The sequence below is a fragment of the Aurantibrevibacter litoralis genome (genome assembly GCF_034651555.1).
GTDB classification, from domain to species: domain Bacteria; phylum Bacteroidota; class Bacteroidia; order Flavobacteriales; family Flavobacteriaceae; genus Aurantibrevibacter; species Aurantibrevibacter litoralis.
This window is the reverse complement of the sequence record NZ_JAYEEQ010000001.1, coordinates 441,546-464,264: the sequence shown is the minus strand read 5'-3', so window position 1 is coordinate 464,264 and position 22,719 is coordinate 441,546. Positions and strand designations below refer to the sequence as shown.

Here is a 22,719-nt window from a genome sequence, read left to right as displayed (position 1 = left end):
AATAATAACTACGTCTATGCCAACCATGACTTGTAGTATTGTCCATCATCTAAATCCAAGGCTGCTTGGGTAAGCTGCAAGGGTTTAAAGGTATCGATCATTACCGCTAATTCTTCGGTTCCTTTTTTTCCGATACTGGCCTCGTAGGTACCCGGGTGGGGGCCGTGGGGAATCCCTGCCGGATGCAATGAAATATACCCTTGTTCTATATTTTTACGGCTCATAAAATCCCCATCCACATAATACAATACCTCATCCGAATCTATATTGCTGTGGTTGTAGGGTGCCGGAATGGCCTGCGGGTGGTAATCGTAAAGGCGAGGGCAAAAGGAACACACGACAAAGGCACTGGTCTCAAAAGTCTGATGTACTGGCGGCGGTTGATGAACCCGGCCCGTAATGGGCTCAAAATCATGAATAGAAAAGGCATAGGGATAATTGTACCCATCCCAACCTACCACATCAAAAGGGTGCGAAGCATAGACCAAATGGTGTAGTTGCCCCTGTTTTTTAACTTTTATAGTAAAGTCTCCCATGGCGTCATGGGTCTGCAAATTTTGAGGTAATTTAAAATCGCGCTCGCAAAACGGCGAATGCTCTAGGTGCTGCCCAAACCAATTGCGGTATCTTTTGGGGGTATATATAGGGTGATACGACTCTGCAATGAGTAGCCTGTTTTCGGAGCCTTCAAAAGTGATTTGATAGATAACACCGCGCGGAATTACGATATAATCGCCATACTCGAAGGCAATTTCCCCAAAAATAGTTTTTAAAACACCCTTTCCTTTGTGGACAAATACTAGTTCGTCGGCATCGGCATTTTTATAGAAATAATCGGTCATCGATTTTTGAGGCGCCGCCAAGGCAATATGCACATCGGCATTAAAAAGCACCACCTTTCGACTTTCTAAAAAATCATCTTCCGGCGGCAGATTTAGTCCCTTCAACAGTCTCGATTTTATGTTATGTGTCACCGCAGCTTCCGGGATCAGGGACAGTGTCTCCCCAATTTCCTTCACCATGGTGGGTCTATGCAAGTGATACAGTAAGGACGACATGCCATCGAACCCTATTGTGCCAAATAACTGTTCGTAGTGTAAGGTGCCATCGGATTTTTTAAAAACAGTATGACGCTTGTGCGGTACCTGTCCTAATTTGAGATATAAAGGCATAGGAATCGTTTTTTAAGTGTCATAAAAATACGACAATTGGAAGGGTATATAAAATTGAAATAAAAATTATTCAAACGGACCGCCCTTATGACCTATCCCGCCGGAATTGAGGATGCACGCCAAAGGGTTGCCTTAGGCGAACTTCGGGCTGGTGGCGCCCCATTTATTTGAACCCTTTAAATACATCGCATTACAGTCTTTTAATTAAAAACCAAAATTTTTAATTACGCACAGGTAATGTAATGGTTATCTCAAAATTCCATCGCTACGATATGACGAACTATGTCTCTTTAAAAAAAGGAACACCCCTTTTATTTTTTTTGAAGTTTTACTCGATAATCGAGATTTAAATGCTCCGACGCTTGCGTCGAAATCAAACTTGAATTTCCTTTCAATGCCTCGTGGGCTTGCCACGAGGTAGTTTACCATTTCGCCTTATTCAAAAAACAGACTGAATCTCTCAAAGGTGGAAAAAGGAACTATTTTTGCATACTCCTTGAGTTAAGTTCTATGCTTCCTTCTCGTGATTAGAGCTACGAAAAAGAGGTACGGAGATTTTCTTGAACCAGAGTTTAGGCCCAATAAAAAAGCCTTCCATAAATTGGAAAGCCTTTCATTGGTTAAAACAAGGTAAAAAAACCATATTTCAACACTTTTGCCCTAACTTTTAATCAGGGCACAACACAACGCTGCAAATATAATAAAGCTTTTTCAATTTGAGTCGGTAGTTGATTGAATACCTGTTTTTCTATCCAAAGTTTTTGATAAAAAAGGGATTGTACCTTAAAAAAGTGCGTTTGGGTAAACGACCGGTTTCCCAGTATTTTTAAAAAAAGGCATTTGAGCATGAACCTCTTTCAAATATAATGTAAGCGCTTCTGCCAATTGCATTGCCTTTTCGGGATATTCTTCAATCACATTTGTAGATTCTCCGATGTCATTTTTTAAATGGTAGAGTTCCATATCTTGTTCTTCATGGAAATAAATTAATTTCCAATCGCCACGTCTAATGACAGATCCTGCTCCAATTCCGGGCCCTTTGGGACCCCATTCATTGGGATAATGCCACACGAGCGAACGCTCCATAACGGACGTCTGTTCCCCTTTTAAGACCGAAACAAAACTTTTGCCGTCTATTTCTTGGACAGCTTCTAGCCGTTGTACCCCTGCCATTTGCAAGATAGTTGGAAAAAAGTCTTCAATAATAACCTGATGATCCGAAACAGCCCCCTTTTCAACCTTTCCGGGCCATTTTACCATCATAGGCACTCTTATTCCTCCTTCATATAAGGCGCCTTTACCACTCGCTAATGGCTTGTTATGTTCGTGTTTCCGCCCACCTCTAGCTACAGCACTGAGACCTCCATTATCCGACATAAAAAGCACAATTGTATTTTCTGAAATTGCCTTAGTCTCTATATAATTCAAGATATCCCCCAAACTCTTGTCCATCCCTTCAATCATAGATGCGTATTTGGCCTCAATAGAATCCATCCCTTTTATCAAATACTTTTGATAAAAACGTTCATCTGCCATAATGGGTGTGTGCACGGTATAATGAGCCATATTAAGAAAAAAAGGTTGTTCCGACTCCATAGCCTTATCCATGGCCAAAAGTGCTTCTTGGGTAAGGGCTTCTGTTAGATTAATATTTTTACCAAAATAAGGATCCAACCCGGGTACGGCCCAAACTTTATTTTCATCGAATTTGTTTTGTCGTGCCCCAAAATTGTCTTCGCCCCAATAACTCCCCGGGGCTCCGGCCGCGTGTCCGGCAATATTTATATCAAAGCCCAAGTGTAACGGATCTTCTCCTAAAGTGCCTATGGCACCCCAATGTGCCTTACCCACATGTATGGTATAATACCCAGCATTTGCCAGCATTTGCGCCAAAGAAGTAGCGTGTACCGCCAAGGAATCGGTTGCTGCAGGACTCATACCGTTTACATTCCATAGCGGAAATTGTAAACTGGGATGGTTTACCTCCATGGGCTGCATGGTATCCTTAAACAAAGTCCAATTTGTAACCTTATGCCTGGCAGCATTCATTCCCGTCATTAAACTAATTCGCGAAGGTGAGCAAACCGGGGTAGCATACGCTTGGGTAAATTTCATGCCACTCATCGCTAATCGTTCCATATTGGGTGTATGATACAGTTGATTCTGCGACGTTTTTTCTTCCCAAAACGGAACAGATGTATCTTGCCAGCCAAGATCATCTACCAAAAAGAGGATGATATTAGGGGTGTCCTTTGTCGATGGTGCGTGGCATCCAACAATCCCTAAAATCAGAAATAAAATTACAATTCTTATCATATTATTTATGCCATTTTACACTCTACTTAGAATTATTTAATTTATTTAGCATAAAACCCTATTTATCAAATAATTACAAAAAATCGCAAAGATTTTATCTGGGGCAAACGAAGCTTTAGGTGGCACTATTCTTTAAAATTCGCTGCTTAGCGTCATTAAGGTAATTTCTTCCTATGGTATACTGAACGCCATCTATTTCAATACAGTTGCCCTGCACTACCTGTACCTTATCTATGGCAATGGTATAGGATCGATGAATTCTAACGAATTGTTCTTCGGGCAATTCTTCGGTAAAACTACTCAAGGTTTTGTGTACAATATATTTGGCAGATACGGTCTTTATACGCACATAATCCTTTAAACTTTCGAGCACCAGAATTTCGTGCAGATATATTTTTTGCAACTTCTTTTTATCAACTTTTACAAAAATACTGGGTTTGTCCTCTATTACATGATTTTCTTCATGTATCCCCAGCTTCTTTAATTGTATAATTCTATTGATTGCCTTTAAAAATCGTGGAAAAGGAATGGGTTTCACCAAATAGTCTATCGCTTCTAGTTCAAACCCTTTTACGGCGTACTCTTCATGAGCCGTAGTAATGACAACCATGGGCTTCACAGTAAGGCTTTCCATAAATTCGAAGCCGCCTAAAATAGGCAAATTGATGTCTAAAAAAATAAGATCTATTTCATTTTGCCTTAAAAAAGAGGCTGCCTCTACCGCATTGGGAAAAGTACGCACCAACTGTAGTTCATGTACTTGATCTACATAGTTTTGTATGACTTTTATCGCAAGTGGTTCGTCATCAACAATAATTACGCGGATCGTCATTGCACCTTTAATTTTAATATTACGTGGAACATTCCATGCTCTTCAAAAATAGAAAGCTTATAGTCATTGGGAGCATAGCCCAACTGCAAACGCTTTTTAACATTATACAACCCAATACCCCCGACTGTAGCTTCTTGTTCGGTTTTCGGATAATCGCTAGGTAAGGTATTTGAAATCTTAAAGTACAAAAAACCATCAGCTATAGCAATATTTATCCTGATTATTTTGTTCCCCAAATTTTTGTTGGCACCGTGTTTAAAGGCATTTTCAACTAATGGGATGAGCAACATTGGTGCTATTTCACTGTCCGAAATATCGCCCGTAATCTCCATGCTAATATCTAATCGATCATCAAATCGTATTTTTTCTAATTCGATATAATTCTGAATACAATGTATTTCACTTCCCAAATCCTGTTTTGGTTTGCTGGTCGTGTACAGCAAATAACGCATCAATTCGGAAAGCTTTAAAATAACTTCCGGTGCTTTATTCGATTTTTCCAAGGTTAGCGAATAGATATTATTTAACGTATTAAAGAAGAAATGTGGCGACACTTGCGATCTCAGAAATTTTAACTCACTTTGTAGCTGTCTTTTTTCCAAATCGTAAAGCCTTTTATTCTCCTGCAACCGATCTATCGTTATTTTTATGGCCGTAACAAAAGACATTACATACAGCTCTCCCAACATCATTTGAACCGCATAATTAAGGGTAATGTGATCTATAATTTCGGGGCCCTCCGGCCAAATATCCGGACTAATCAAATAATACGTTAAATTGAATCGCAACAACAGCGCCACAACAAGACATAAAAATACAGCCACTGCGTAGTGCAAGTACCGTTTGGCATACACCCATTTGGGCATTAAATAATAAATATTAAGGTAGGCCAGCGCTATATGGATGGAAAAACTTAAGATATTGGTTTTGAAAGAATAGCTGTAATCATCAAAGTAGCTGCCCCATCGGAGCGTATTAAAAAGAAAGTATACTGCCCAAAACAAAATATGGTGCTTGTAGGTAATGCCATATTTGGGTAGATTATCTTCCTTTAAAAATGGATTCTTATTAATTGTTGCTGCATTTCCGGTTTCCATAAATCCTGCGCTTCTTGGCGTCTGACTGTTAAAAAAAGTTGTTCGTCTAAAATTAAATGATGAGATACTTTAATTCCTTATTTTGTTTAGGTTAAATATACTTTAATTTGTCAAATCTCGATGATCTATGCAACTAATTTGGCAACTAACGAATTGGTAAGATTTTAAAAAAATTGCTTCAAATGACAAATACAGCGGTCATGTTTTGCTTAAATCAACTTTGCCTCTTTAGTGTAACGCTTTTCTGTGTGCTGTCTTTTCAAAAAACGACATCTCAAAAGGCCCCTAAAAAATACATTGCATACAAAACCCTAGATTCTATAAAAATAGATGGAAAAGCCTCCGAGTTATCTTGGCAAAAAGCAGCGTATACCGATCTATTCATTGATATTGAAGGGGTCAAAAAACCAGTATTTGACACCCGAATTAAAATGGTATGGGACACTCAAAATCTCTATTTTTTGGCGGACTTAAAAGAGTCCGATGTCTGGGGCACATTAAAACAACGGGATACTGTCATTTTTTATAATAATGATTTTGAAATTTTTATTGATCCGGATGGGGATACACATAATTATTATGAAATTGAGATCAATAGTTTAAATACTATTTGGGATCTTTTTTTAACCAAACCCTACAGAAATAATGGTAAAGTACTTAACCACTGGAATGCAAACGGATTAAAATCAGCAATTTATGTAGATGGCACCCTAAACAATGCTACGGACAAAGATACGGGTTGGACTTTAGAAGTGGCCATTCCGTGGAATGCCATCACCGAGGCTGCACACAACCATGATATATCTGAAAATGATTTTTGGAGAATCAATTTTTCGCGAGTCAATTGGCAATTCGATTTAAAAAATGGCACTTATGAAAGAAAAAAAGAATTGCAATCTAATACTTATTTGCCAGAATACAACTGGGTTTGGTCGCCTCAAGGTGTTATTAATATGCACGAACCTGAACATTGGGGCTATGTTTATTTTTCTAACCATACAGTGGGTAATCCCGTCATGTTTGAAATTCCCAAAGACGAACATATTAAATGGTATTTGTATGAAATCTATAGAAGTTATTTGAAAAGTGGAATTCCAAAACCCAATTTAAAAATTAAAAAAACAGAAATTATGGGGGCTCTAATTATCCCAAAGTTAGAAGTCTCAAAATTTGGTTGGGTTCTTTCTGTTAAAAGTCCTTTTACGAATACGATTTTAACAATAAAAGAAGATGGTAAGTTCGAAACCCACAAAAGCCCCAAGTAAACCTTAACAAAAGAACCAATAATTCATAAAATAAGTAAATTAATGAAACCTAAATACACCGCAAAATTCATTTTCATTTTATGGTCCATAACTGCTATAGTTGCTTGTGACAGCTCGCATTCTCGCAATAAAATGGAGTCTACGGAGGTAGCACTGAGTGAAGAAAGTAGCCCAACTTTTTTAGCTTGGGTTACCGCTGATAAAACCAGATCTGATGATTCCTTTGCTAAAGAATTCCGATCTTATAACGAAAATGGCATTGACGCCATTCTAATTAACACGTATGCAGATCCCAATGTATTAGCCCGCCTAGTACCCATTGCAAAAAAAGCCAACTTAGAGGTACATGCATGGATGTTTACTATAAATCGTCCCGGCGACGCTATTGCAGAACAACATCCAGAATGGTATGCCGTAAGCCGGGACGGAAAATCGTGTTTTGATGAACCGCCTTATGTAGATTACTACAAATGGCTATGTCCTAGTAGAGAAGGTGCTAAAGCTCATATTCTCTCTTTAGTAGAAGGTTTAGCTAAGGTAGAGGGCATTACTAGTGTGCATTTAGACTACATACGCTACTCCGATATATTTTTACCAATTAGCCTGTTGCCCAAATACAATTTAGTTCAAAATGAGGAACTTGCAAGGTATGATTTTTGTTATTGTGACGTGTGCACGTCAGAATTTGAAAAACTACACCACAAAAACCCTGTAGACTTTACCCATCCAGGCATAGATATGGAATGGAAAAATTTTAGGCTAAATAAAGTTAAATCTATTGTAGACGACGCCTACGTAATTGCACACAAGTATGACAAAAAGTTGACGGCCGCCGTATTTCCCTATCCCGAAATGGCAGATCATATGGTGCGCCAAAGATGGGATAAATGGGATGTGGATGCCGTATTTCCAATGATATACAATCAATTTTATGATGAGGAAATTGATTGGATTGGCTACGCCACAAAACAAGGCATAACGGACCTACATCCAAAAAAGACGAAACTTTTCGCCGGTATTTATTTACCCTCTATGTCCGCCACAGACCTAGAGGAAGCCATACATCTAGCGATGCAAAACGGAGCCGCCGGTATTTCTTTTTTTGATGGCCCGGCGTTTACCTCGGAACAAATTTCCATTATTAAATCATTTAAGAAACTTCCTAAAAAGTAACTGCTTTTTTACCTTTCAAACACTATTATTTGTCATCTTATAAGATTCTATTATACGTTGTTTGTCTCTTGAGAATTGTTGTCGGTCTAAAAATTATAACATCCTATTAAGGATTTATTAAAATTGCGTTAATTTAAGTTTACTTTAACACTCTAACTAAAATCAACTCAGCATGAAAAAAAAGTTAAACTGTTTTTTTACGGTTATTGCGCTGCTATTCCTAAATAGCATTACAGCGCAGCAAAGTATCACGATTAGGGGTACAGCCACAGATGATGGAGGACTTCCTTTACCGGGCGTAAACGTTGTCGAAAAAGGTACCGCTAACGGGACTTCTACCGATTTTGATGGCAATTACACCATCAATGCATCTAGTACAGGTATTCTTGTGTTCTCTTCACTTGGATTTACAACCAAAGAGATTGCAGTTAATGGGCAATCTTCTATCAATGTTTCGTTGTCTGAAGATGCAGAACAACTCGGCGAGGTTGTAGTTACAGCTTTGGGAATCAGAAAAGAAACCAAAGCCTTGGGGTATGCCTTAACCGAAGTTGGTGGCGAAGAACTTTCCACTATCAAAACTCCCAATGCAATTAATTCCCTTCAAGGAAAAATCGCCGGTGTTAACATCACTCAAAATGCCACGGGTGCTGCTGGTTCCAGTAGGGTTGTTATACGAGGGGCAAGTTCGCTTTCAGGAGATAACCAACCCTTATATGTTATTGATGGTATCCCAATTGGAAATGACAACAACGGATCTGCGAGCCTTTGGGGCGGATCAGACGGTGGCGACGGTATTTCCAGTATAAACCCAGATGATATTGAAACACTTACTGTTTTAAAAGGTGGAGCAGCCTCTGCTTTATATGGCTCTAGAGCTTCCGGAGGTGTAATTCTAATTACTACCAAGTCTGGAAAAGGAAGAGAAGGTCTAGGTGTGGAATACAGTAGTTCCGCAACCTTCGATGTTATAGATACTTCTATACAGGACTTTCAAAGAGAATATGGCCAAGGTACCCGTGCAAGAAAACCTGTTAACCTTCAAGAAGTAAGGGATAATGGTCTTTCCTCTTGGGGTGCAAAATTAGATGGCAGCAATGTAATACAATGGGATGGTGTGGAAAGACCCTATTCATCTGTAGGAAACAATTTAAGTCATTTTTACCGAACAGGTACCACGTTTATTAACACCGTGGCATTAACCAATGCCTCCGAAAAAACCAACTACAGGTTGTCTGCATCAGATTTAACAAATGAAGACATCATGCCAAATGCTAGTTTAAATAGAAAAACCTTTTCTTTAAATACTAGTTCGGTGCTGGCAGATAAATTAACAAGTTCTGTAACCGCCAGGTATATTGTAGAAAAAGCTAATAACAGACCGAGACTTTCGGATGCCCCAGGGAACGCTAACTTTACGGTAGCTAACTTACCGGCTAACGTAGATGTCCGGCTAATGAACCCCGGAGCCAATGAGGACCTAACTGAGCGTACCTTCTCTAACAATACGTTTACGCAGAATCCATATTTTGCAGCCTTTAACTTTAGAAATGAAGATGTTAAAACGAGAATTATAGCCTCTACTACGCTCCGATATGATATTTTAGATTGGCTTTATCTATCAGGACGTGTGGGCGTTGACCACTCTACCATTAAAAGAGTGGCCGTAGAACCCTTTGGAACGGCTTTCATCCCGCTAGGAAGTATTAACGAAAACGAAATTAGATTTAACCAAGTAGATGCCGATTTAATACTGGGTGTGGAAAAAGACATTACGGACAAATTTTCTACTGTAGCTTTTGTAGGTGCAAATAGCAACCACATTAAACAAGAATCTCTTAATTTAGGAGGTTCACGATTTATTGTACCGGGTCTTGAAGATTTAGGCAACGTAGAGCAGCAATCACGAAGTAGAAATTTCAGCGAAAGAAAAATTGGTTCGGTTTATGGCTCTGTAGAATTTTCATACGATAGATTCGCATATGTCACATTTACAGGAAGAAACGACTGGTTTTCGACTTTATCCTTTCCTGGAAAAACAAGCCCCAACGATGATTTTTATTATTCGGTTAATGGAAGTTTAATTTTGTCGGATGCGTTAGATTTACCTGATTTTGTTTCCTTTCTTAAATTAAGAGGAGGTTACTCAGAAGTGGCCGGTGGTGCACAAGATGCCTTTGCATTATCGCTAAATTTTGAAATTTTCGATCAAGGTCACTTAGGTCAACCCTTAGGAAGAGTTTCTGGAAGTAATGTACCAAATGCCAATTTAGTACCTTTTAGCAAAAGTGAAACTGAAATTGGGTTAGATGCACGTTTATTTAATAATAGGTTAAGCTTTGATTTGGCGTACTATAAAAACAATACCACTAATGATATTGTAAATGTTTCAACCTCTCAAACCTCAGGCTTCACAGGAGCAAGCGCAAACATTGGAGAAGTTCAAAACCAAGGTTTCGAATTCCTAGTAAGTGGTACACCAATAAGAACGAAAAATTTTAGTTGGACAACCACTTTTAACGGTGCCTTTAACGAGGGAAGGGTTTTAGCTACCAATGATACAAATTCTAACATAAATCTAGAAGAACCCAGATCTCAAAATGTGAGGATTACCCAAATTGTAGGTCAGGCTTTTGGAACTATCTTTGGTGTGTCCTATGACCGAGACGAAAATGGCACCATTCGTTACCAAATTGATAGCGAAGGTGTTCCTTTAGCAGTAGAAGGAGAGCGCAAAATATTAGGTGAAGGAGTACCTCCCTGGACTTTAGGTTGGACCAATTCCTTTACCTACAAAAACTTTAATTTAAATGTGTTAATCGATGGTAAGTTTGGTGGTCAAATATTTTCAGGAACCAACACGGTTACCACAGCCAACGGACTTAATAAAAAGACTCTTGCCGGTAGGGAAAATGGTTTATCCGTATCTGGAATAGATGCAGCTACCGGACAAGCCTTTACAACCACTGTAGCTCCAGAAAACTTACAAACCTATTATGGCAGAATTAGTAGAATTGCAGAAGAATTTGTGGAAGATGCAGACTTCGTAAAACTACGACAAATGAGTTTGGGGTATTCTTTTCCATCAAAATTGCTAGAAAACACATTTTTAACCGATATAAATGTTTCTTTAATAGCTTCTAATTTATTCTACATCAGCAGGAGTATCGATAACATTACTCCGGAAAGCGCGATCAACGTCGGAAATTCTCAAGGATTAGAATATTTTGGAGTACCTGCGACTCGGAATTTTGGATTAAATGTAAATGTTAAGTTTTAAAAAAATAATTATGAAAAAAATATTGATTTTATTTTTATCGATGTGCTTTTTAAGCGCATGTGATGAAGGTTTTGAAGAACTAAACGTGAATCCCACCAAACCCGTGCAGGTTGCAGCGGGAACTAAGTTAACGGCAGCGCAGTTATTTACATCTAGCGAACGTTTTGATAATTGGCGAGCCAATCTTATATACCAATCCACAATGATGCAACATTTGGCTACTACGGCCGGTTTTTGGGATGGTGATAAATATACTTGGAACAGAGGTTTTGCTTCTTCTTTATTTGACAGATATTATGTAAATGCGGTAAAATCTATAGAAGATATCTTGTTTCAGTTAGATGAAGAAGAGGCCCCAGAAGAAATGAAAAGCATTGCCAGAATTATGCGTGTTTTTATTTATTCAAGACTTACGGATCTCTATGGCGACATTCCCTACAGCGAAGCGGGAAAAGCAGTTATTTCAGGGATTTTAGCACCGAAATACGACAAACAAAGTGAAATTTATCCCGACCTGTTAAATGAATTAGAGGAATCTGCTGCTGCGCTAGGCTCAGGCGTTTCCGGTTTTGGTAATGCCGATATCATCTATCAAGGAGATCAAGGCAAATGGAAACGATTAGCCAATTCTCTAATGCTACGATTAGGTTTCCGATTAATTAAAGTAGACCCTGAAGCCTCCAGGACATGGGTAACCAAAGCTATTGCCGGTGGTGTAATGCAATCTAACGACGATATTTTTTACGTTGAACACACAGATGGTCCAGCAGGAATAAACCGAAATGGTATTGGCGAAGTGTTTACCGCAGACGACAGCCCAAGCCTTAGTAAGACCTTTGTAGACTTTTTAGAAGATGACCCAAGATTGCCCATACTAGGTCACAGAAGAAGTGATGGCAGTACAAATCCTGATGACTTAATTGGTTTCCCCAATGGTTTGGACTCGCAGCTGCTTTTAGATTTAACCGGAGAGGCAAATATGGATAATTATGCCCGTCCAAACAGGGAAATAATCACCGGTGAAGACGCACCGATGTTTTTTCAAACTTATGCAGAAGTAGAGTTTATGTTGGCCGAAGCTAGTGTTCGTTGGGGCCTAGCAGGCGACCCGGAGACGCACTATAATAATGGGGTACGCGCTGCCATGAAAATGTTAGAACTTTATGGTCCCGCCGCCGTTATTTCAGATGCTCAAGTTGATGCCTATTTGGCGCTAAAACCATATAATCCCTCGATTGCGTTAGAGCAGATAAACACACAATACTGGGCCGCAACGTTCTTTAATGAGTACGAGGCGTTTTCTAACTGGAGAAGAAGTGGTTTTCCTACATTGGTTCCCGTAAACTTCCCGGGTAATGTTACCAATGGCACAATTCCACGCCGCTTAAGCTACCCCGAAAGTGAGCAAACTGATAATCCGGAAAATTATGCCGCTGCGGTTGCATCGCAGGGTCCGGACGAGTTAACCACCCGAGTTTGGTGGGATGTACCTTAATTTTTAATATTCTGTTTGTTAGTAATTTTTATTTGAGTTAGTTTTATAAAGGAGAGGCAACTCTCCTTTATTTTGTTTATGAATTTTCAAGAATATGAAAACTTTACATTCAGCGCGGTTCTTAGGTCTGTTCATAACGGTCTTTGCTACTCTACAAACGGCAATTACAGCACAAGACAAAACGAGATTCAGCCTACTTTCTAAAAAACGAACGGGGATTGATTTTGTAAATAAAATAAAAGACACCAAAGAGGCCAATATTTTTTTATATGCCAATTATTACGGTGGTGCCGGCGTTGGTGTTGGCGATTTTAATAACGACGGCTTACAAGATATCTATTTTGCAGGCAATCTTGTGGACGACCGATTATATTTCAATAAAGGGAACTTCGAATTTCAAGATGTAACAAACAAATCAGGGATAAAAAGTGATGGTGGTTGGTCCACAGGTGTTACCGTAACAGATGTTAATAATGACGGCTTTTTAGATATTTATGTTAGTAGAGAATTATACGATGATGCTCCGAATTTAAGAAAAAACTTGCTTTACATAAACCAAGGAGATGGCACTTTTAAGGAAGAAGCAGAAAAGTATGGTGTAGCAAATGACCAACGTACACGACATGCCACTTTCCTCGATTTTGACAAGGACGGTACATTGGATCTTTTTTTGTTAACTCAGCCGCCAAATCCTGGCAGCTATTCCAAATTATCGGGTACTGAATTATTACTGCCCGAATTTTCACTACGCCTATATAAAAATATGGGGGATCACTTCGTAGATGTCACTGAAAAAGCGGGTCTAAACCTAACAGGATTCCCAAATGCTGTTTCGGCAAGCGATTTTAATAATGATGGATGGACTGATTTGTATGTGGCCAATGACTTCTATGCGCCCGATTTTTTATTTATAAATAATGCCGACGGCACCTTTACCAATATCATAGATACCGCCATGAATCATATCCCATACTACAGTATGGGTGTAGATGCCGCAGATATTGATAATGATATGCTACTGGATATCTTTGTGGTAGATATGGTTGCAGAAGACAATTTTCGACTTAAATCGAATATGAGTGGTATGAACCCTGATTCGTTTTGGCAAGTAGTGGCCAACGGAGGGCATTACCAATACATGTACAATGCATTGCAACTGAACAACGGTAACAACACGTTTAGCGATATTGCGCAGTTTACAGGAATGGCCGCCACAGATTGGAGTTGGTCTAACCTTATTGCCGATTTTGATAACGACGGATTAAAAGACACCTACATAACTAATGGCCTATTGCACGATATTCGCAATACAGATGCAGATAAAAAAGTAGGACAATACATTACGGATACAGCAAATAAATGGGTTATGGAAAATCCGGATGGGGGTAACGCTTCAATTTGGGACATATTAGATCTAAAAGAAGCTATATCTATTTTACCCTCCCAACCCATAGAAAATTATGCCTTTAAGAATAATGGCAACTTAAATTTCGAAAAAATTACAGCGGCGTGGGGATTAAACCAAGCTTCCTTTTCAAACGGTTCTGCCTATGCCGATTTTGACAATGATGGCGATCTCGATATTGTAGTTAATAATATTAATGAGTCCGCATTTATCTACGAAAACAATTCCGAGCTTTTTGCGAACGCCAACTTTTTAAGAATAGCCCTTGAAGATGAGAAAGGCAAATCGGTCTTTGGCATCAAGATTAAACTTTATGCCAGCGATACACAGCAATATTTTGAAACCTCCAATGTACGTGGTATATACTCCACAAGCGAATCCATTGCGCATTTTGGATTGGGAAATCATCAAATTGTGGACAGTATTTTAGTTCGCTGGCCCAATGACACGGAAACTGTTTTAAAAAATGTAAAAGCCAATCAAACTTTAAAATTAAAAAATACATCGGGGAAACAAAAACAACAATCGGAAGAACTTGTACATACGGCAGCACTTTTTAAAGAAACAACCAGCACTTTTCCCATAAAGCATCAACATCAAGAAAATACCTTTAACGATTTTGACAAACAAGTTTTGTTACCGCACAAATTATCACAGTTTGGTCCGGCGCTAGCCAAGGGAGACGTTAACAACGACGGTTTGGAAGACCTATATATAGGTGGGGCTACTGGTTACGAAGCGGCACTTTACATACAACAAAATGATGGAAGCTTTGTTAAAGACTCCTCACCGCTTTGGTCAAAAGAAGCCGTCTATGAGGACATAGATGCCCTTTTTATTGATATTACCGGCGATGGCTTTCTGGACTTGTATGTAGTGAGTGGCGGTAATGAATACCCAGTAAATGATCCGCACTACATAGATCGATTTTATGTTAATGATGGAAAAGGTACTTTTTCTAAAGGAGCCATTTTGAATGCGGATCGAATGAGTGGAGCCACTGTAAAAGCTGGTGACTTTGATAATGATGGGGATGTAGATTTATTTGTTGGCGCACGGCACATTCCGCATCAATACCCCTTGCCGGCCTCTAGCATGCTTTTAGAAAACCAAGATGGCCAATTAATAAACGTCACAAATACCAAAGCTCCCGAGCTAAAAAATGTAGGTATGGTCACTGATGCCATTTGGATGGATTATGACAACGACTCATTTTTAGACCTCATCCTTGTAGGTGAATGGATGCCCATCTCTGTTTTTAAAAATAAGAACGGAATCTTAGTTAAAGAACCGCTAGCCGACTTTGAAAACACCGAAGGATGGTGGTTTAGTATTGAAAAAGGAGATTTTGATAATGATGGGGATATGGATATCATTGTAGGAAACCTTGGTCTCAATTACAAATACAAAACTTCTATAGAGGAACCCTTCGATATTTATTTTAACGATTTTGACAATAACGGGCAATATGACATTGTTTTAGGGTATTACAATGATGAAAAACATTACCCTTTGAGAGGGTTCTCTTGTTCCTCAGATCAAATTCCTTCTCTTAAACAGGAGTTTCAAAAGTATGACCTTTTTGCCTCCTTACAATTGAATGAAATCTACGGCGAGCAAAATTTAGAAAATTCAATTCATTATAAAGCTCATACATTTGCATCATATTATATTGAAAATTTAGGAAATGCTAGCTTTAAATTAAAAGCCCTTCCAAACATGGCGCAACTGTCTAATATCAACGATGTTTTTGTAGATGATTTTAATAACGATGGGCATCTAGACATTCTACTAGCAGGTAATCTTTTTGTATCAGAAATTGAAACTCCGAGAAACGACGCAGGAACGGGTCTTGTAATGCTTGGAAACGGAAAAGGTGATTTTCAACCTATAAGTCCAATAGAAAGCGGATTTTTTGCCAATAAAGACGCAAAAAAAATCGTCCCTATTATTGTAAACCAAAAAAAACAAATCATAGTTGGGAATAACGATGAGTTCATACAAGTGTTTGAAGGCTTGAACAATTAATTTACTAATTTTAAATCCACACTATTAAATAGCTAAAAAATCGGTTTATTTTAAAAAAAAAGCAATGCACAGAATACTTCTTACCTGTCTTATATTTTTCAGTTTATTTTCATGTAATACCACTTCAAAGAAAACAATAGAAAAAACCGAACAACCCACAGGCATACATAATATAGCCTATCAATGGGGACAAATCGCACTTGAAGCTACTGCCAATGATACCGAACGATTTACGCCTCGACCAACAATTACATCGCGCTATCTAGGCCTCATTTTTATAGCCATTTTCGATGCATGGAGCAGTTATGACACCATTGCAAAACCCGTTTACATGACGGGAGTAGCTAAACGACCGAATAAAGAACATACATTGCGAAATAAGGAAATTGCAATAAGCTACGCAGCCTTTAGAACCATGAACGAATATTACTATAGTGATAGTTCAATGTTTTCCGAATTCATGAAACAATTGGGATTAGATCCTATGAATAAATCTCTAGATCCCAGCACCCCGGAGGGTATCGGTAATTTAGCCGCAAAAGCCGTTATTGAAGCCAGAAAAGGCGATGGCGCCAACCAATATGGGGAAGAAGATCCGAAAAATGCAGAACCCTATTATAATTACACCGGCTACGCCCCCGTAAATTCTGCGGATGAAAACGTAAATTTAAATCGGTGGCAACCCAAGTATTTTGCAGACGGTAAGGGCGGAAAATATGCGCCTGAGTGTTTAACACCTTTTTGGCAAAACGTGCAACCAATTACCTTAAAATCTGCCGATCAATTTCGTCCGGGACCTCCACCTATGCTAGGCTCAGAAGAATTAAAATTGGAAGTAGACGAGGTCGTAGCCATGCAATCTAATCTAACAGATTACCAAAGAGCATTAGTAGAATTTATGAGAGATGGGCCTAAATCTGTGCAACAAGCCGGGCATTGGTTAAATTTTGCGCAAGCCGTTTCACGTAGGGATAACCATACGTTGGATCAAGACGTGAAAATGTATTTTTTTAATCAAATCGTAGCTATGGACGCCTTTATTGCCTCGTGGGATTCTAAAATGTTCTATGATTTTGCCCGACCCTATGCGTTAGTACATGAATACTATAAAGATAAAACTGTTTTTGGATGGGGGGGCGAAGGTAAAGGAATGATGGAACTGAAAGGCGAGCAATGGAGACCTTATTCTCCAGAAATATTTTTATGTCCTCCGTTTCCCAGTTATGTTTCCGGACACAGTACCATTAGCGGGGCTTGTGCTGAAGCCCTTAAATTATGGACGGGTAGTGATACTTTTGGTGAAAAAATGACACTGGTTGCAGGTGCACTTACAGAACCGGATAATTTAGGGGATACGGTAGAATTGAACTTCCCAACCTTCACTGAAACGGCTGAAATGGCAGGTATATCAAGGGTTTACGGAGGATATCACATACAATCAGATAATGTTGCAGGATTAGAATTGGGAAGAAATGTGGCTAAAGAAGCATGGAATTTCTACAAAGCCCATGTTGGCGAGTAATTATTTTTTGCGTCTTTTTAATTTGTGTTTCACAAATACCAAAATTTTGGATGTATAAAAATAAACAACAGTCCTACGTATACCAAAAAATTATGGTATTAGAATCCTGCTTTCATTAAAATAATACGTCTTATTCCTATTTACATTTCTTAAAATTCTTAGTGATAAACTAAAAAGAAAAATTAAAAGAATTTAATTCCTTTTAAAAATAACTCGATTTCCCAGACTTCAATTTTTCGCTGTTTAGATATTGTTATCCAGCGACTCGCTTTCGTTGTTGGTCGAAATTTTTGATAATTTTTGTAAACTACAAAGTAAATTAGTACTTTAATATTAATTTAACATCTTTGCTACAAGATGTTGTTGAAAATTTACTAACTAAACTCAATGTATCATGATTAAAAAACTCAGGCTTATTATGATTCTGGCACTTGGCTTGTATGCCGGAAACGTACTTGCACAAACCAAAACAGTAACGGGAACCGTTACCAGTGCTGCCGATGGTTTGGTGCTACCCGGTGTTAATGTTCTGGTTCAAGGAACCACCAATGGCACCCAAACCGACTTTGATGGAAATTATTCCATAGAAGTAGCACAGGGCAGCGTATTGGTTTTTTCCTATCTGGGAACACAAACTGCTACTGTCACCGTTGGGGCATCTGATGTAATTAATATTGCGCTTCAGGAAGATGCCAGCCAATTAGACGAAGTGGTTGTTACCGCTTTGGGTATTGAGCGGCAAAAGAAATCACTTTCGTACGCCACGCAAGGTGTAGATAGTGAGGAACTGGCAAAAGCGCGAAATGTGAACGCCGTAAACGGATTAAGTGGTAAAGTTGCCGGTATATCGGTTACCACAGGATCTACTGGTGTTGGATCTGAATCTAAAGTACTCCTAAGGGGTAACCGCTCTATTGGAGGGAGTAGTCAACCGCTTTATGTGGTCGACGGAATACTACTTAACGGAGACATCTCTAACATTAGCCCCGATGACATTCAGGACATTTCTGTTCTTAAAGGCGCAAATGCGGCCGCCCTCTACGGTAGTCGTGCGCAAAACGGTGCTATTATAGTGACTACCAAGTCGGGAAGAGGCGCTAAAGAAGGTATCTCTACCACCATTGGGTTTACCTCTACCTTAGCCGACGCCATATTTTTGCTAGACTATCAAAATCAATTTGGTCAAGGCTCCGCCGGAGTTTATTCGCCAACTGCCACTACCTCTTGGGGTCCCGTGATGGATGGAACCCAAGTAGCGCATTGGACGAACGATCCGAACAATCCAAATTTCGGTAATACGTACGCTTTTTCTCCGCAATCGGATAATGTAGAGGACTTTTTTAGAACCGGACATGAATTGGCCACCAACGTGGGTGTTAACATTAATAATGAAAAATCGAACGCTTTTATCGGGTATACATTTACAGAAGCGGGGGGCATCATTCCCGGTAACGATCTAAAACGACACAGTATCAACACGCGTTTAACCTCCAGTATTACGGACAAATTGCAATTAGACGCTAAAGTTAACTACATTAGAGACGATTTCTCTAATGTGCTGGCCACAGGCGAAGGTTTTGATAATCCCTTGCGTTATCTGTATATTCTTCCTAGAAACATTCGTACGCAAGATATTAGACAATTCGATTTTATTAATGATGAAGGTAAAGTAAGACAACATTACTTTTTGCCGCGTTTCAATGGCGGTGGTAACCCTTACTGGACTATAAATAACGTTCGCAACCCTCGTTTAGATGAACGTGTTATTGGATTACTTTCCTTAAAGTATCAAATTACTCCAGACCTTTCCATTTTGGGTAGATCTACAATCGACAGAGCTAACAGATCCGAACAACAACTATGGCACAATGATACATTTACGGTAGCCCAGTTCGGTCAGTTCATCAATAGAGCCAGTAATTCTTATGATTGGAATACCGATTTCCTTCTTAATTACAACAAACAAATTACAGATGATTTTAAAATTGATGTGAGTGTGGGTGCCAACCAAAGGGCATTCGAATTCAATCAAATCCAAGGTCAAGGTACTAATTTTACCATTGAAAACTTCTTTGCACTCAGCAATACTGCGCTACCTAGATCTACAGAAGCCTTTAGTAAATTTGAAGTACAATCAATTTACGGCTTGGGGGAAATTTCTTATAAAAATGCCATATTCCTTAATATAACCGCAAGAAATGATTGGAGTTCCACCCTACCCGCAGACAATAGATCTTATTTTTATCCTTCCTTTGGTTTAACCGCTGTGGTAAGCGATTTAATGGAAATGCCAGATTTCTTTAGCTTCTTAAAATTACGAGGTTCATGGGCAGAAGTAGGTAACGATACCTCGCCATTTAGTATTTCCAGAAGAGCAGATATTCTTGCAGGAACCTTAAATATTAATCCTAACCAACCTGCATCCGATTTAAGACCGGAAACTACACAATCTACGGAACTAGGTTTCGATGCCCGTTTCTTAAACAACAGATTCCGACTAGACTTTACGTATTATAAAACCAACACTTTCGATCAAATCTTTCAAACCCCCACGCCGTCAGGATCTGGTATCACTTCAAGATTCCAAAACGGGGGTGATATTCAAAACAAAGGTGTAGAAATTATGTTGGGTGCCAATATCTTTAGCACGCCGGATTTTTCTTGGGATATCGATTTTAATTTTGCAACGAACCAAAGTGAAGTTCTTGAAATTTTAGACGGTGAACAGGATGAATTGATTGTTGCTACCGATTTTATCAGGCAATTCCGCTTGGTAAAAGGAGAGGAATTTGGGGATGTATATTCTAGAGGCTTTCAACGTGATGCTCAAGGCAACGTTATTGTGGGTGCCGATGGTGTGCCCCTTAAAACAAATGGGTTAGACGTTAAAATTGCCAACTTTAACCCAGATTGGTTAGGAGGTATTCGAAACTCTTTCCGCTTTAAGAATTTTAATTTCAGTGCCTTAATTGATATCCGTCAAGGCGGTACTATTGCCTCCTTTTCCGAAGCTATTTTGGCCTCGGACGGACTTTTAGATTTTACGGCTCAAGGACGCGACGGTTCATTGGTTTTTGGCCAAAATATTTTCCGAAACGAAACAGCGGTTACGGAAAGTGGTGCTCCAAACACCATTGCTGTAGATGCAGAAGCCCTTTGGAGCGGTCAAGGTTTGGGCGGTAGAAATGCTCCGGTTGGTGAAGCTTTTGTTCGCGATGCATCTAATGTTCGATTAAGAGAACTCATACTTGGATACACCGTGCCACAAAGTATTTTGTCTAAAACCTTTATCTCTTCGGCAAATATATCCTTAGTAGGTAGAAACCTATTCTTTTTCTCTAACAAAGCCGAAAATGTAGATCCGGAAGCGGTAACCGACCTAGGCAATTCTGCCGAAGGACGTGAAGCTTTTGCGCCACCCACCACAAGAACATTTGGGGTATCTATAAACTTTGGTTTCTAAAAAAATTGTAATTCTAAAAAGAAATAAGATGAAAAAAATACTAATTACATTAAGTTTCAGCCTAATGATTTTGGGGCTGTTTTCGGCGTGCACCGACGATTTCGACGGTATAAACACAGATCCTAAAAACTTTACGCTAGACGCCGTTACCTCAGCGGAATATCCACTGTTTGTGAGAAGCGCCCTTTTTACTCCGCATTACACCCCTTGGGCTCAGCCGGGTAGAGATGGTAGAGGTCCTTTTCAATTAGGGCATTCCTTGTTTCCGGATATTTACGCCAATTATTTCTCAACTACAGCGCCCAACTTTGGCTCCGATCAATTTGAATTGGTAGACCGATGGCTTAACGGAGCTTATCTCTGGTTTTACGGACAAGCAGCGCCCAATATTAAAGTGGCCGAAGACCAAGCAGAAACCTTAGGATTCACCTTAGAAAACGCCATGATGAAGGTTTGGAGAGTGTATTTTTACCACAGAATAACCGACCTTTGGGGTCCTATTCCTTATTTAAATTTTGGCAATCTTGAATCTACAGTACCTTATGATTCGCAAGAAGTTATTTATTCCGATTTCTTTACCAGCTTGGATGAAGCGGTTACGGTTCTTAAGGCAAATGCCGGACAAACATCATTTTTGGGTTCTAACGATATTATCTATGGAGGATCGGCAGATAACTGGTTAAAGTTTGCCAATACTCTTCGGTTGCGTTTGGCCATGCGTATTAAATATGTAGATGCAGCTAAATCCAGAGTAGAGGCCGAAAAAGCGGTAGCCGACGGGGTGATGACCGATAATAGCGAAAGTGCATTTATCCCAACAGGAAACGATTTTCGAAATCATTATACCACCATCACACAATGGGGCGAATTTCGTATGAGTGCGGATATGGAAAGTATCCTAAAAGGATATCAAGACCCTAGGGTTTCCAGTTATTTCTCCGAAGCGGATATTCCAGATCCATTGGATGACCCAGCCGGAGTTACCTTTAACTACGAAGGTATGCGCAACGGGCAAAGCATTGCCCAAAAGCAAGGAACGCCTTTCAATGATATTGCTTCCAATATGGCCGAAGCTTTTATCACAGCAGATACACCCGGACCAGACTGGCCGGTTATAAGAGCATCCGAAGCCTTTTTCCTAAGAGCAGAAGGAGCTGTAAGTGGATGGAATATGGGGGGTACTGCCGCAGATTTGTACAATCAGGGTATTGTTGCCTCTCATATAGAACTTGGGTTTAGTGGCACTGACCTTTCCGGAAACGATTATGTAAGCAGCACCAATGTACCAGCGGCTCTAGATGCATCAACACCACCTGTATCCACAGTACCCGTAGCGTTCGATGCCGGTGCTTCTGCAGAACGGCAATTAGAACAAATTATCACCCAAAAGTGGATTGCCCTATATCCCGACAGTGAAGAAGCCTACGCCGAAAGGAGAAGAACAGGATATCCTACATTGTACGATCGATTAAATTCTATAAACCCAAACATCCCGGTAACCGAAATACCGAGAAGAATGCCCTATGTAAGTAGTGAGTATTCTACCAACGGGGAAGCCGTTCAACAAGCCGTAAGCTCCTTGCTTGGAGGGCCAGATAATGGCACCACAAAACTTTGGTGGGATAAAAAGAATTAAGTTTTGAGTTAGTTTTAGTTGCGAAAAATGCCAAT

The 22,719-nt window shown here is 39.5% G+C and carries 12 protein-coding genes; 8 read left to right on the top strand and 4 right to left on the bottom strand.

Annotated features, from left to right (window positions below):
* Window positions 1-14: 14 nt before the first annotated feature.
* From U1E44_RS01880 to U1E44_RS01865, 4 genes are all read right to left on the bottom strand, one after another.
* Window positions 15-1,172, bottom strand: coding sequence for a homogentisate 1,2-dioxygenase (locus U1E44_RS01880; protein WP_322929237.1), 1,158 nt, complete (start codon window positions 1,170-1,172; stop codon window positions 15-17).
* Between the two features lie 783 nt (window positions 1,173-1,955).
* The gene (locus tag U1E44_RS01875; RefSeq protein WP_322929236.1) at window positions 1,956-3,488 is read right to left on the bottom strand and encodes a sulfatase; all 1,533 of its coding nucleotides are present in this window, start codon (window positions 3,486-3,488) and stop codon (window positions 1,956-1,958) included.
* A 115-nt stretch (window positions 3,489-3,603) separates the two neighbouring features.
* Window positions 3,604-4,320, bottom strand: coding sequence for a LytR/AlgR family response regulator transcription factor (locus U1E44_RS01870; protein ID WP_322929234.1), 717 nt, complete (start codon window positions 4,318-4,320; stop codon window positions 3,604-3,606).
* The gene (locus U1E44_RS01865) at window positions 4,317-5,417 is read right to left on the bottom strand and encodes a sensor histidine kinase (protein WP_322929233.1); all 1,101 of its coding nucleotides are present in this window, start codon (window positions 5,415-5,417) and stop codon (window positions 4,317-4,319) included. The genes U1E44_RS01870 and U1E44_RS01865 overlap by 4 nt, the downstream gene beginning before the upstream one ends.
* Before the next feature lie 182 nt (window positions 5,418-5,599).
* Between U1E44_RS01865 and U1E44_RS01860 the strand changes: the two genes are divergently transcribed.
* The 8 genes from U1E44_RS01860 to U1E44_RS01825 all read left to right on the top strand — a co-directional run bounded on the left by U1E44_RS01860 (window position 5,600) and on the right by U1E44_RS01825 (window position 22,684).
* Window positions 5,600-6,682: a carbohydrate-binding family 9-like protein gene (locus tag U1E44_RS01860; RefSeq protein ID WP_322929232.1), complete on the top strand. Its 1,083-nt coding sequence runs from the start codon at window positions 5,600-5,602 to the stop codon at window positions 6,680-6,682.
* Window positions 6,683-6,724: 42 nt separating this feature from the next.
* Window positions 6,725-7,855: a family 10 glycosylhydrolase gene (locus U1E44_RS01855; RefSeq protein ID WP_322929231.1), complete on the top strand. Its 1,131-nt coding sequence runs from the start codon at window positions 6,725-6,727 to the stop codon at window positions 7,853-7,855.
* A gap of 172 nt (window positions 7,856-8,027) precedes the next feature.
* Window positions 8,028-11,135, top strand: coding sequence for a SusC/RagA family TonB-linked outer membrane protein (locus tag U1E44_RS01850; protein ID WP_322929230.1), 3,108 nt, complete (start codon window positions 8,028-8,030; stop codon window positions 11,133-11,135).
* A 10-nt stretch (window positions 11,136-11,145) separates the two neighbouring features.
* Entirely contained in the window at window positions 11,146-12,630 is a 1,485-nt protein-coding gene (locus U1E44_RS01845; protein ID WP_322929229.1) for a SusD/RagB family nutrient-binding outer membrane lipoprotein, read from the top strand.
* Between the two features lie 94 nt (window positions 12,631-12,724).
* Window positions 12,725-16,063: a VCBS repeat-containing protein gene (locus U1E44_RS01840; RefSeq protein ID WP_322929227.1), complete on the top strand. Its 3,339-nt coding sequence runs from the start codon at window positions 12,725-12,727 to the stop codon at window positions 16,061-16,063.
* Between the two features lie 64 nt (window positions 16,064-16,127).
* Entirely contained in the window at window positions 16,128-17,585 is a 1,458-nt protein-coding gene (locus U1E44_RS01835) for a vanadium-dependent haloperoxidase (protein ID WP_322929226.1), read from the top strand.
* Window positions 17,586-17,979: 394 nt separating this feature from the next.
* A complete protein-coding gene (locus U1E44_RS01830; RefSeq protein ID WP_322929225.1) occupies window positions 17,980-21,048 on the top strand; it encodes a SusC/RagA family TonB-linked outer membrane protein in 3,069 nt (1,022 codons plus the stop codon).
* A 28-nt stretch (window positions 21,049-21,076) separates the two neighbouring features.
* On the top strand, window positions 21,077-22,684 hold the full coding sequence (locus U1E44_RS01825) for a SusD/RagB family nutrient-binding outer membrane lipoprotein (protein ID WP_322929224.1): 1,608 nt from the start codon (window positions 21,077-21,079) through the stop codon (window positions 22,682-22,684).
* Window positions 22,685-22,719: the final 35 nt, after the last annotated feature.